Annotated in this window: 10 protein-coding genes; 7 read left to right on the top strand and 3 right to left on the bottom strand. The window is 71.3% G+C overall.

The annotated features are described in order from the left end of the window. The first annotated feature begins 406 nt into the window (after nt 1-406). From Apa02nite_RS42375 to paaK, 3 genes are read left to right on the top strand one after another with little or no spacing between them, the layout of a single operon-like run. Nucleotides 407-1,033, top strand: a complete 627-nt coding sequence (locus Apa02nite_RS42375) for an HD domain-containing protein (RefSeq protein ID WP_203830120.1) — start codon at nt 407-409, stop codon at nt 1,031-1,033. After that, complete coding sequence (locus Apa02nite_RS42370; protein WP_239164944.1) at nt 1,021-2,037, top strand: GlxA family transcriptional regulator; 1,017 nt, start codon at nt 1,021-1,023, stop codon at nt 2,035-2,037. The genes Apa02nite_RS42375 and Apa02nite_RS42370 overlap by 13 nt, the downstream gene beginning before the upstream one ends. 8 nt (nt 2,038-2,045) lie before the next feature. After that, nucleotides 2,046-3,347: a phenylacetate--CoA ligase PaaK gene (paaK, locus tag Apa02nite_RS42365; RefSeq protein WP_203830119.1), complete on the top strand. Its 1,302-nt coding sequence runs from the start codon at nt 2,046-2,048 to the stop codon at nt 3,345-3,347. Nucleotides 3,348-3,689: 342 nt separating this feature from the next. Here paaK and Apa02nite_RS42360 read toward each other — a convergent pair whose 3' ends face one another. After that, nucleotides 3,690-4,670 carry a hypothetical protein gene (locus Apa02nite_RS42360; protein ID WP_203830118.1) on the bottom strand — a complete coding sequence of 327 codons (981 nt, stop codon included), beginning with the start codon at nt 4,668-4,670 and terminating at the stop codon, nt 3,690-3,692. Between the two features lie 88 nt (nt 4,671-4,758). Here Apa02nite_RS42360 and Apa02nite_RS42355 point away from each other — a divergent pair, with 88 nt between their 5' ends. Next, complete coding sequence (locus tag Apa02nite_RS42355) at nt 4,759-5,055, top strand: hypothetical protein (RefSeq protein ID WP_203830117.1); 297 nt, start codon at nt 4,759-4,761, stop codon at nt 5,053-5,055. A gap of 54 nt (nt 5,056-5,109) precedes the next feature. On the opposite strand, the gene Apa02nite_RS42350 is transcribed toward Apa02nite_RS42355, so the two are convergent. Continuing rightward, complete coding sequence (locus Apa02nite_RS42350) at nt 5,110-5,838, bottom strand: SDR family oxidoreductase (protein WP_239164943.1); 729 nt, start codon at nt 5,836-5,838, stop codon at nt 5,110-5,112. A 169-nt stretch (nt 5,839-6,007) separates the two neighbouring features. Between Apa02nite_RS42350 and Apa02nite_RS42345 the strand changes: the two genes are divergently transcribed. Then, entirely contained in the window at nt 6,008-8,596 is a 2,589-nt protein-coding gene (locus Apa02nite_RS42345) for a glycoside hydrolase family 30 protein (protein ID WP_203830115.1), read from the top strand. Nucleotides 8,597-8,620: 24 nt separating this feature from the next. On the opposite strand, the gene Apa02nite_RS42340 is transcribed toward Apa02nite_RS42345, so the two are convergent. Further along, nucleotides 8,621-9,055, bottom strand: coding sequence for a MarR family winged helix-turn-helix transcriptional regulator (locus tag Apa02nite_RS42340; protein WP_203830114.1), 435 nt, complete (start codon nt 9,053-9,055; stop codon nt 8,621-8,623). A 70-nt stretch (nt 9,056-9,125) separates the two neighbouring features. Between Apa02nite_RS42340 and Apa02nite_RS42335 the strand changes: the two genes are divergently transcribed. Together Apa02nite_RS42335 and Apa02nite_RS42330 are read left to right on the top strand one after the other, a co-directional pair. After that, entirely contained in the window at nt 9,126-10,070 is a 945-nt protein-coding gene (locus Apa02nite_RS42335) for an NAD-dependent epimerase/dehydratase family protein (RefSeq protein ID WP_203830113.1), read from the top strand. Between the two features lie 49 nt (nt 10,071-10,119). Then, complete coding sequence (locus Apa02nite_RS42330) at nt 10,120-12,339, top strand: MMPL family transporter (RefSeq protein WP_203830112.1); 2,220 nt, start codon at nt 10,120-10,122, stop codon at nt 12,337-12,339. The last annotated feature ends 3 nt before the right edge of the window (nt 12,340-12,342 follow it).

Here is a 12,342-nt window from a genome sequence, read left to right as displayed (position 1 = left end):
TAGCCGCACGCGATCTGGCAACGCGGACTCGCACCGCCCTGCCCAGCCGCGGGCCAGACGGTTCCTGGCCGCCAACGGCCCACCGAGATCAACTTGAGCTGAGCGGCATTGGAGGACGCGGGGCTGGTGCTGGCGGGTGCCTCAAGCCCTCCGAGGCAGCCACCAGCACCAGCCGAAGACGTGACGCGCGTGCGGAGCCGTGGGAGCGCGGATCGTCGCGTGCTCCCAGTCGTACCGTGGGATGTTTGTCGTCCGGCGAACCCGCGTCGGACCGCCTGCCCGGACTGCCAGGCGGTCCGGAGGACGGCCGCGACCAGCTGCGGAACGGGTGGGTGGTGGCTGGATCTGTGGGAAGGTGGTCCGTGCGGACATGGCTGCTGGCGGGCGGAACGGCGAGGCTGGGTGCATGACGACGATTGACGTTCCGGACACCACGCTCGCCCGTGAAGCCACCGAACTCGTGCGGGACACCGCCAGCGAGCTGGTTTATCACCACTCCCGCCGGGTGTACCTGTTCGGAGCCCGCCAGGGGCGGAACCGGGACCTGAGCTTCGACCCGGAGCTGCTCTACATCGGCGCGATGTTCCACGATCTCGGGCTGGCCGAGCGGTTCCGCGGCGGCGGGCGGCGGTTCGAGGTGGACGGTGCCGACGAGGCGCGACGGTTCCTGCAGGCGCGCGGGGTGCCGGAGGACAGTGTGCGCCGGGTCTGGCTGGCGATCGCGCTGCACACCACGCCGGGGATCCCGCCGTTCCTGGAGCCGGAGGTCGCGCTGGTCACCGCCGGTGTCGAGTACGACGTGCTCGGCCTGGGCTACGACGACATCAGCGCTCAGGAGCGGGCCGCGATCGTCGCGCTGCACCCGCGGCCGGACTTCAAGCGGCGGATCCTGGCGGCGTTCACCGACGGGATCCGGACTCGGCCGGAGACCACGTTCGGCAACGTGAAGGCCGACGTGCTGGAGCACTATGTGCCCGGGTTCGAGCGGGGCGACTTCGTTCGGACGATCCTGGACTCGCCGTGGCCGGAGTGAGGCACCTGGTGGTGATCCTCGCGTTCGACGGGGTGCAGTTGCTCGACGTGGCCGGGCCGGCCGAGGTCTTCACGACGGCGAACAGGTTCGGCGGGGACTACGACGTGCGCGTGATCTCCGGAACCGGCGCCGACGTCGTCACCTCCTCGGGGGTCCGGATCGGGGCCGGGACCGCGCCGGACGGGCTGCCCCGGCGGCTCGGCACCCTGATCGTGCCGGGGCGCTCCGACTGGCCCGCCGCGGTCCGCGACGAGGTGACCATGGCGGCCGTGACCGGGCTGGCACCGCGGGCGCGCCGGGTGGCGTCGGTGTGCGCCGGGGCGTTCCTCCTCGCGGAGGCCGGGCTGCTCGACGGGCGGCGGGCGACCACGCACTGGCAGCTGGCCGGTGACCTGGCCCGGGCGTACCCGAAGGTGCGGGTCGACAGCGATCCGGTGTTCATGAAAGACGGCGGGGTGCTGACCTCGGCCGGGGTCACCGCCGGGATCGATCTGTCGCTGGCGCTGGTCGAGGACGATCACGGCGCCGAACCGGCTCGGGAGGTGGCCCGGCAGCTGGTCGTGTTCATGGCGCGGCCGGCCGGGCAGTCGCAGTTCAGTGCCCGGCTCAGCGTGCGGGACGCGGAGCATCCGGTGCTGCGGGCGGCGATGGACGCGGTCACCGGTGACCCGGCCGCCGACCACGCGACCGAACGGCTGGCGTCACGGACCGGGGTCAGCCCGCGGCATCTGACCCGGCTGTTCCGGGCGCACACCGGGCTGAGCCCGGGGCGGTATGTGGAGTCGATCCGGGTGGAGGCCGCGCAGGTGCTGCTGGAGGGCGGTTCCGGCTCGGTGGAGCAGGTCGCCGCGGAGTCCGGTTTCGGCTCGTCGGAGACCATGCGCCGGGTGTTCCAGCAGCACCTGGGCGTCTCACCGACCACCTACCGAGCCCGCTTCCGCAGCACCGGCATGGCCGCATCGCGGAGCGCTGAACAGCCCGACGCGGAGCTTCCGCGGGCTTAGCATGGTGAATGCTCGATCTCACGCCGCGACCCGGTGACCTGGAATCCATCGAGACGGCCTCGCTTGATGAACTGCGGGCGCTGCAGCTGACCCGGCTGCGCGCGACGCTGCGTCACGCGTACGAAAATGTGCCTCTCTATCGCCGCAAGTTCGACGCCGCAGCCGTGCACCCGGACGACTGCCGTGCGCTGGAGGACCTGGCCCGGTTCCCGTACACGACGAAGCAGGACCTGCGGGACTCCTATCCGTACGGAATGTTCGCGGTCCCGCGCGACCGGATCGCCCGCATCCACGCGTCCAGCGGAACCACCGGGCGGCCGACAGTGGTCGGCTACACCCAGGCGGACCTGAACATGTGGGCGGATGTGATGGCGCGTTCGCTGCGCGCGGCCGGCGCCCGGCCCGGCGACCGGGTGCACGTCGCCTACGGGTACGGCCTGTTCACCGGCGGTCTCGGCGCGCACTACGGCGCGGAACGCCTGGGGTGCGCGGTCATCCCGGTCTCCGGCGGCATGACCGAACGTCAGGTCCGGCTGATCCTGGACTTCGAACCCGACGTGATCATGGTGACGCCGTCCTACATGCTGACGATCCTCGACGAGTTCGAGCGGCAGGGCATCGACCCGCGCAGCACCACCCTCAAGGTCGGCGTCTTCGGCGCGGAACCGTGGACCGAGAGCATGCGCACTGAGGTCGAACAGCGAATGGACCTTCACGCCGTGGACATCTACGGCCTCTCCGAGGTGATCGGCCCCGGCGTCAGTCAGGAGTGCGTCGAGACCAAGGACGGCCTGCACATCTGGGAGGACCACTTCTACCCGGAGATCATCGACCCGACGCTGGAGCACGTGCTGTCCGACGGCGAGGAAGGCGAATTGGTATTCACTTCGCTGACCAAGGAGGCCATGCCGATCATCCGGTACCGCACCCGCGACCTCACCCGGCTGCTGCCCGGCACGGCACGCACGATGCGCCGGATGGAGAAGGTCACCGGCCGCAGCGACGACATGATGATCCTGCGGGGCGTCAACGTCTTCCCCACCCAGATCGAGGAACTCATCCTGCGCCTGCCCGAGCTCGCCCCGCAATACCAGTGCGTCCTCGCCCGCCCCGGCCGCCTCGACGAGATGACCGTCCGCGTCGAATCCCGCGAACCGAACCCGAATCGCTCCCGCCTCTCGCAGACCCTGTCCGACCTGATCAAGCACAATGTCGGGGTCACGGTCCGGGTCGAGGTGGTCCCGCCGGCCGCCCTGGAGCGCTCGATCGGCAAGGCCCGCCGCATCGTCGACAACCGCCCCCGCCCGTGATCCAGACTGCGGCCTCCCCTTCCGACCGTCATTTTCCGGTACGAATACGGAGCGACCGCCCGCAGGCTACCGGCCGAGTCCCGCCCGTGCCCTCGCCAGACCGCAGCCACCCCCGACCGCCCCGCGCCCCCGGGTGATCGGCTGGCCTCGAGGGGTGCCTCAACGGCGTTGAGGCACCCCTGAGGGCCAGCCGGGACGGGGAGCCGCATCGCGGTCCGGAACTGCGCTCAACCTCGCGAGACCACCACCGGCCCGGACCGCGCCCGGCGGCGACAGCTCCGACGGGGTCCGTCTGGGGCCCACCGCGCTGCTGGCCCGCGCACCGAACACCGGCGGGCGCGGTCAGGCGCGCTCCTGACCCCGCCGCAGCCCCGGTTGACTTCCGAGCCGGGCCAGGGGGCACGGCGGCCGGGTCATCGCGTAGTACGACGTGGCCGCCACCAGCAGCCCGACCCCCCACAGCGTGTAGCCACCCATCTCCAGCAGCAACGGCACGAACGCGCCCCCGAAGTCACCGCGGATCCAGGCGGTCATCCCGGCGATACCGAAGTAGGCGGTGAGGCTGCCGCCCATGAACAGGCCGGTGCCGAGCACCAGCCACCGTGGCACGTCCCGGCCGCGCCACGGCACCACCCACGCCGGCCAGATCCGGCCCCAGCGGTGCGCGAGCGCCAGCGGCAGCACGGTGCCGGCCACGCTCATCAGCACCACGAAGACCACCAACGCCCCCAGAGATGCCTCGCTCCCCGCGCCCGGCCACCGCCCGGTGACCGTGTCGGCCAGCCACACGCTCATCCGCGCCGCGTACCCGGCCACGGCGACGTACGCGCCGGCGAAGGCCCAGCGAGGCGCCGTCTCCGCCCGGCTCTCCGGCGACCTGCCGTGCACCCGCCCGCACGACTCGCACGGCTGCACGGCCAGCCGCCGCTCCCCCGCCGCGACAAGCAGGCAGAACACACCGCCGACGGCACCGGCCCCGGTCGCCAGCAGGCTGGCCACCATCCCGCCGCCGGGCCCCTCGAACAGCAGCGACACCACCATCACCGGGAACAGGAACGAGTACACGCACAGGGCGGCGCCCGCGACGGCGGTGACGCCCGCGAGCACGTAGTGACCGGTTCTGGTCACCACACGCCCGGCGGCGAGGCATCCGGCCGCGGCCAGGGCCCCGAGCGCCACCGGCACCCAGCCGCCGGGAAAGTACGACTCCCGGCCGCTGAAGAACCGCGGCGCACCACCGATCACCCACCAGAGGTGCACCCCGACGTACGCAAGCTGCCATCCCGGCGCGACCCTGCGGACGAATCCATCGACATTCATCACGCCCGCAGTCTCGGCGTCCCCGACTGGGACGGGGCTGAGAAACCCTCAGCGACCACTCAGCCCGGCCGGTGCCCTACGATCGGCAGCCGTGACTTCGATCGACGAGTGGCCCTTTGCCGGCGACGCGCCGGACACCGTGGTGCCCACCCTGCTGCGGATCGTCGAGGGCCGCGCCGAGGCCCGGTTCGTCGGGCGTTCGCCGGAAGGCACCTGGTTCTTCGGCGACGGCGACGAGGTGGAGGACGAGGACATCACGCGGGTCCGGCTGGCCGTGCTGGTCGACCGGTTCCCCCGCCTGCGCGAACTGGGCGACATGGGCCTCGGCGAGAAGGCCTGGCTCACCCCCGAGGGCACCTGGAGCCGCTGGGCGTCCGACGCCCACTGAGTCAGCCCGGCCGCGCTCACCGCCGACGCCGATCGGGCCGCCGAGGCCGATCCGTCAGCCCTGCGCGGTCGGCCTGACGATGATCTCGCTGACGTCGACGTTCACAGGCTGGCCGATCGCGTAGCCGATGGCGTCGGCGACCGCGGACGCCGGGATGGCCAGTTGCTTCGTCGCGGCCTGCACGGCGGCCCGCACGTCCGGGTCACCGCCGCGGTCGGCCAGCTCGGAGTGGGTGAAACCGGGGCTGATCACGGTGACCCGGATGTCCTGGCTCTCCTGGCGCAGCCCCTCGGACAGCGCCCGGACGGCGAACTTGGTGGCGCAGTAGACGGCCGCGGTCGGATCGACGCGGTGACCGGAGGTCGAGGCGACGTTGACGACGTGACCCGAGCCCTGGGTGCGCATCAGCGGCAGCACGGCGGCGATCCCGTGCAGCGTGCCACGCAGGTTGACGTCGATCATCTGGTTCCACTCGTCGACGCGCAGCGCGTCCAGGCGCGACAGCGGCATCACGCCGGCGTTGTTGACCAGCACGTCGATCCGGCCGTGCGCGTCGGCGGCCCGGGTGACGAAGGCACGCACGCTGTCCACGTCGGTCACGTCCAGCTCGTGGTGGTCGACGGTGCCACCGGCGTCGCGGATCTCCTGCGCGAGCGCGGCGAGCCGGTCCACCCGGCGGGCACCCAGCACGACGTGGTGCCGGTCGGCGGCCAGCCGGCGCGCGGTCGCCGCGCCGATCCCGCTGCTGGCACCGGTGATGAGAACAATCTTGCGGTCGGTCACGGAGGGCTCCTGAGAAGGGGGGAACGTGTGGCGGAACCCAGCGTCCGACACCGCGCCCGGGCCAGGAAGGGCGCCTCGACCCTGGGTACGCCACACCCCGGGAACGTACCCATTGACACGTATCAATTTTACTCGAATAGTGGGGGCACTCGCGAAGGAAGGGGCCTCCATGCGCCGCGCTGTCGCCGCCGTTCTGCTGCTGCTCTGTGCGGCGATCATGCCGCCCCGGCCGGCACACGCCGCGCCCGCCGACCCCGTCGCGATCACCGTGGACGCTGCGGACATCGCGGTGGACAACGTCAACGGGCTGACGTTCAAAGGCTTCGGCGTGCTGAGCGCGAACAGCACCAGCGCCCTGCTGCTGGATTACAAGGCACAGCAGCCCCGGACCTACGCCCAGCTCCTGAACATCCTGTTCGGCGGCCGGCACCCGATCATGGACCATGTCAAGATCGAGATGGGGAACGACCGGAACAACTCGACCGGGTCCGACCCGGCCACCATGCGCTGGGAGACCGAGCCGGCCAACGTGGCCCGGGCACCCGGATTCCAGCTCGCCGCCGACGCCAAGCGGCTGAACCCCGCCCTCAAGGTCAGCATCCTGCGGTGGAACGCGCCGGCCTGGGCGAACACCAACGACAAGATCTACACCTGGTACAAGAACACCATCCTGGCGGCGTACCGGCGCTACGGCTTCATGGTCGACTACGTCAATCCCGGCGTGAACGAGGCCGCCGCCGACCTCACCTGGACCAAGCAGTACGCGGAGCGGGTGCGCACCGACGTCGAGGGCTTCCGGCCCGGCGAGGCGGAGCGCTACCACCGCATCAAGCTCGTCATCTCGGACGAGGCCGGGATCGGCAGCTTCGGCGCCGCCCTGACCGGAGACGCCGAACTGCGGGACGCGGTCACGGCGGCCGGGTACCACTACAACACCGACGACGACAGCGGCGGCAACTTCACCCGGCTGGCCGAGCAGTACGACACCGAGGTCTGGAACAGCGAGGCGCAGGCCACCTTCAGCAACTCCGCGTTCCGCCCGCACAACAACACGCCCGACCCCACCGTGGCGGGCACCGGCCTCGGCGGCTCCGGCAGCGCCCTCGAAATGGCGAACACCGTCGTCAAGGGCTTCGTGAAGTCACGCCGCACCCACTTCGTCTACCAACCGGCGATCGGCTCGTTCTACGAGGGCGGCCAGTACGCGTTCAAGGAACTCGTCTCGGCGCGTGACCCGTGGTCCGGCTGGATCCACTACGACGCCGGGCTGGCCGTGTTGCAGCACTTCACCAGCTTCGCGAGGGCCGGCTGGGAGAACGCGTCGAACACGGCGGGCATCTGGCGGGTGATCCCGCAGGCGAGCGCGTCGACCGCCACCGGGACGAACCCGGTCGTCGGGCGCAACGGCCTGCCCGACTACCTGACGATGGCCGCCCCGGACGCGTCCGGCTTCTCCACCGTGATCGTCAACGACTCGGAGAGCTCCCGGACGTACAAAATCAGCCCTGTCGGTTTTGATCTTGATCCGGAAGCGAAGCTCGCGGTCTGGCAAACGTCGGCGGCCGGGGCGGGTGTGCGGTTCAACGACGGGTACAAGCAGCACCTCGGCGACGTCGCGCCCGGGGAGGTGATCACGGTCGCGCCCTACTCGATCGCGACCGTCACCACGCTCGACGTCAGTCACGACCCGGCGTGGACCGCGCCGCTGCCGGTCGAGGGCCAGCGCACCGTGCTGGACGCGGATCCGGCGCACGGCACGCTGTGGTCCGACGATTTCCGGTACGACCGGAAGTTCATCGACGCGCGTGGTGGGGACACCGGCGCGACGCCGCTCTACACGTGGGACCGCAACGGCGCCTTCGAGGTGGTCGGGAGCGTGCTGCGCCAGCAGGTCGACCGGGAGACCACCGGGGTCGGCGGGGCGTGGAACAGCGCTGATCCGGTCACCGGCGTGGGTGATCTGCGGTGGACCGACTACCAGGCAGGTGTCGACGTGGCCTTCGACCGGGCGCCGGCGGCCGACAACTACGCGGCGATCGGGGCACGCTCGACCGGCGGGGCAAGCTCACACAACGTGAACGGCACGCCCTACGTGGTGCGGCTCGGCTCGGACGGCATCTGGCAGCTGCGGCGCACCGGGACCGTGATCGCCAGCGGCGTGGTCGAGGGCTTCGACGCGAGCGCGTGGCACCGCCTCGACATCCGGGTCGTGGGCGCACAGGTGACCGGTCTTGTCGACCACGAGCAGGTGGTCACGTGGACCGATCCGGTGCCGTTCCTGTCCGGGCGCGTCGACCTGGCCAGCGGCTTCCATTACACGCGGTTCGACAATCTGCGCGTGACCCGCGTACCGGGAAATCCGCCCTATTACCGCGAGCTGATCGACAACCTGGAGATGAGCGATCTGGCCGTGACTCCCGCGCCGAAGCTGGTCTACGGCGGCGGCTGGCGGCACGCCAACGGGCGCGGCATGTTCGAGTACCAGCGTTCCGCCTCGATCAGCCAGGGGCCGGGCGCCACCCTGAGCTACACGTTCACCGGGACCGGGTTCGACCTGCTCGGCGTCAACGACGGCAGCGCCCGCCTCGACGTGCGGGTCGACGGCGCTCCGGTCGAAACCGGCGTCGCGGCCCGAATCTCGGTTAACTTCCAGCAGACCTACGCCCTGCGCGGGCTGCCCCGGGCCCGGCACACCGTCACCGTCGAGGTTACCGCGGGCACCCTGCTGGTCGACGCGGTCGGCGTGGTCGGCAGATGACCGCAGAGGCGCCGGCCCGCCGAGTCACGCCAGCAGGGTCCGCAGTGTGCTCCGGAAATCCTGCGCCGCACCCGGGCTGATCCCGGCGAGGAACGTCCGCTCGACCTCGGCGTGCGCCACCTGCGCCGCGTCGAAGGTCCGCAGGCCCGGCTCGGTGAGCTCGACGACGTTGCGCCGCCGATCCGCCGGGTCCGGGCGCCGCGTGACGATGCCCTTGCGTTCGAGCACGTCCAGCAACGCCACCATCGTGGTGCGGTCGATGCCGAGGGTCTGCGCCACCTGCAGTTGCGAGGCCGGCTCGCGGTGGGCCAGCAGGCGCAGCGCCCCGAAGTCCTTGCCGTCGATCCCGAACGGCGCGAGCGCCGCGTCCGTCATGGTCGCGAGCTTGAGGGCGGCGTGCTTGAGCAGATAACCCAGGACCTCGTGCGGATCCGCGGTCCCGTTCGGTTCGGTGGACATGCGCCCCAGTCTAGGCCTACGCTGATCGTCAGTGATGCTGACGATCAGCACGACGACGGAAGGCTCCACCATGATTCTCGTTACCGGCGGTGCCGGCTTCATCGGCACGCACACCGTCCGCGCCCTCACCGAGGCGGGCGAGGAGTGCGTGCTGCTCCAACGCCGCAGCCCGCGGGTGCCGGCGCACCTCGCGGGCCTGCCCGTGCACGTCGTGCAGGCCGACGTCGCCGACCTCGACGCCCTGCTCGCCACCGGCCGGCAGTACCCGATCACCGGGATCGTGCACCTCGCCGTTGCCCTGCCCTGGCCGGTCACCGACGACGACCCGATCGACGCCTCCGGGCGTGCGCTCGAGGCATTCCTCAACATCGTCCGCGCGGCGCGGGCCTGGGGTGTGCGCCGCGTCGTGACCGCGAGCACCATCGGCGTCTACGGACTCACCGGCGGGGGTGCGCTCACCGAGGACATGCCGATCTCGCTGGAGCACCTGCATCCCATCCCGACGTTCAAGAAGATCACCGAGCTGCTCGCCGCGCATCTCTCCTCGGTGACCGAGGTGGAGATCGTCAACGCCCGGATCTCCGGGACGTGGGGACCCGGCGGCCACCTGCCCGACCCGTTCTTCGCCGCCCCGTCGCTGGCCCACGCCGCCGCCCGGCGTGGTGAGCCCGACCTGTCCGGGCTGCTCGCCGCGCCGCACGCCGAGGACGCGCTCGACCTGCTCTACGTCAAGGACACCGGCCATGCGCTCGCCCTGCTGCAGCTCGCCGGCGAGCTGCGGCACACGACGTACAACGTCGCCTCCGGTCACACGACCAGCAATGCCGACGTGATCGCCGCGATCGCGTCCACCGAACCCGGATTCGGCTACCAGCTCCCCTCGGCCGGCGCCCGCCCGGTGAGCTGGCTCGACATCACCCGCCTGCGCAAGGACACCGGGTTCGAGCCGCGCTGGGACACCGCGGCCGCGGCCGCCGACTACATCGCGTGGTTCCGCGCCGGAAACGAGCGGTGAGCCTGGCCGTTCCCCCGCCTGCGGGTTCCCGGATCGCAAGAATGGATCAGTGGCGAACCTTCTCTTCCGGCTCGGCGGCGCCGCGGCCCGGCGTCGCTGGCTGGTCCTGGCGGTGTGGGTGGCGGTCCTGGCCGCCGTCGGCGTCGGCGCGGCGACCCTGGCCCAGCCGACCAGCTCGGCGATCACGATCCCGGGCACCGAGTCGCAGCGGGCCATCGAGTTGCTCGCCACCAAGTTTCCCGGCACCGGCGGGGCGAGCGCCCGGATCGTGGTCGCCGCGCCGGCCGGGCACACGCTGACCGAATCCGCCTACACCACGCTGGCCTCCGACGCCCTGGCAGCGCTCGCCCAGGCGCCGCAGGTCATCTCAGTCACCGGGTTCACCAAGGCCACCCTGAGCGGCGACAAACGCATCGCGTACGCCGACGTCAGCTACGCCGTGGCGGTCGCCGACATCACCGACGAGGCCAAGGACGCCCTCGAGGCGATCGCCGCGCCGGCCCGCGCGGCCGGCCTGCAGGTCGAGTTCTCCGGCGGCGTCATCTCCACCACCGAGGAGGCCGGCAGCAGCAGCGAGGCCTACGGCGTCGTGATCGCCTACCTGGTGCTGGCCGTCACCCTGGGCGGTCTGCTGATCGCCGGCATGCCGCTGCTGAACGCCTTGGTCGGCGTCGCCACCGGCATGCTCGGGATCCAGGTGATCACCGGTTTCGTCACGCTCAACGCGACCGCACCGGCGCTGGCCACCATGCTGGGTCTGGCCGTCGGCATCGACTACGCGCTGTTCATCGTGGCCCGGCACCGCCAGCAGCTGCACGACGGGATGGCCGTGCACGAGTCGATCGCCACCGCGACCGCCACCGCCGGCAGCGCCGTGGTCTTCGCCGGCGTGACCGTGGTGATCGCGCTGTGCGGGCTGGCCGTGGCCGGCATCCCGTTCCTGACCGTGATGGGCCTGTGTGCCGCCGGCACCGTCACCATCACCGTGGTCCTGGCGCTCACCCTCATCCCGGCGCTGCTCGGCTTCGCCGGCAACCGGATCACCCGGAGCCGGATCGCTTTCCTGCACCGGCGCGCCGAACCCCAACCCCACCCTTTCGGTACGCGCTGGGCCCGCATCGCCACCGCCCGCCCGTGGCTGACCGTGCTCGCCTGCCTGGCCGTGGTCGGCGCCATGGCGTTCCCGGTGCTGGACATGCGCCTCGGACTGCCCTCGGACGGCACCAAGTCCACCGCCAGCACCGAACGTCGCGCCTACGACCTGCTCGCCGCAGGGTTCGGCGCCGGGTTCAACGGACCGCTCACGCTCGTGCTGTCCGGGCCCGGCCGTACCGACATGAAGGCCGTCTCCGCGCAGGCGGCCACCATGCTCCAAGGTGACGCGGACATCGCCGTCGCGGTCGCCGCGGCCACCAACGAGGCCGGCGACGTGTCGATCCTGTCGGTCATCCCGAGGTCCGGCCCGGACTCCGAGCAGACCAAGGACCTGGTCAGGCGGATCCGCGCCGCGGGTGAGCAGGCCAAGCAGGCCGGGATCACCGCGTACGTCACCGGCACGACCGCGTTCAACAACGACGTGTCCGACAAGCTCAGCAGCGCCCTCGCACCGTTCCTGATCCTGATCGTGGTGCTCGCCCTGATCCTGCTGCTGCTGGTGTTCCGCTCGATCCTGGTCCCGGTCAAGGCGGCGCTCGGCTTCCTGCTCTCGCTCGGCGCCTCGATGGGCATGGTCACGCTCGTCTTCCAGCAGGGACATCTCGGCGGGCTGCTCGGCGTCGAGGCCTCCGGGCCGATCCTGAGCTTCCTGCCGGTCCTGGTGATCGGCATCCTGTTCGGCCTGGCCATGGACTACGAGGTCTTCCTGGTCTCCCGGATCAAGGAGGCGTACACCCACCACGGCGACGCCCGGCGGGCGATCACCGACGGGATGCGCGACAGCGCCCGGGTGGTCACCGCGGCCGGTCTGATCATGACGGCGGTGTTCGCGGCGTTCATCTTCGGCGACGACGCCACCATCAAGGCCATCGGTCTCGCCCTGGCCAGTGGCGTGGCCATCGACGCGTTCCTGGTCCGGATGACACTCGTCCCGGCCGTGCTGCACCTGCTCGGCCGCAGTGCCTGGTGGCTGCCGCGCTGGCTGCGGCGGTTGCCGAACGTCGACATCGAGGGCGCCGAGCTCGCCACGCCGGTCGTGCACACCGGCAGCCACGCCGAGGCACGCTTGATGGCCGGCGACCCGGCCGTCACCGAAACGTCGGAACGCCGGTAGCGG

The sequence above is a fragment of the Actinoplanes palleronii genome, from assembly GCF_016862315.1.
GTDB lineage: Bacteria > Actinomycetota > Actinomycetes > Mycobacteriales > Micromonosporaceae > Actinoplanes > Actinoplanes palleronii.
This window is presented reverse-complemented; position numbering and strand designations above follow the sequence as displayed.

Coding starts and splice junctions, on each gene's coding strand:
- Apa02nite_RS42345 (WP_203830115.1), top strand. CDS start 6,008: ATGCGCCGCGCTGTCGCCGCCGTTCTGCTGCTGCTCTGTGCGGCGATC.
- Apa02nite_RS42340 (WP_203830114.1), bottom strand. CDS start 9,055: ATGTCCACCGAACCGAACGGGACCGCGGATCCGCACGAGGTCCTGGGT.
- Apa02nite_RS42335 (WP_203830113.1), top strand. CDS start 9,126: ATGATTCTCGTTACCGGCGGTGCCGGCTTCATCGGCACGCACACCGTC.
- Apa02nite_RS42375 (WP_203830120.1), top strand. CDS start 407: ATGACGACGATTGACGTTCCGGACACCACGCTCGCCCGTGAAGCCACC.
- paaK (WP_203830119.1), top strand. CDS start 2,046: ATGCTCGATCTCACGCCGCGACCCGGTGACCTGGAATCCATCGAGACG.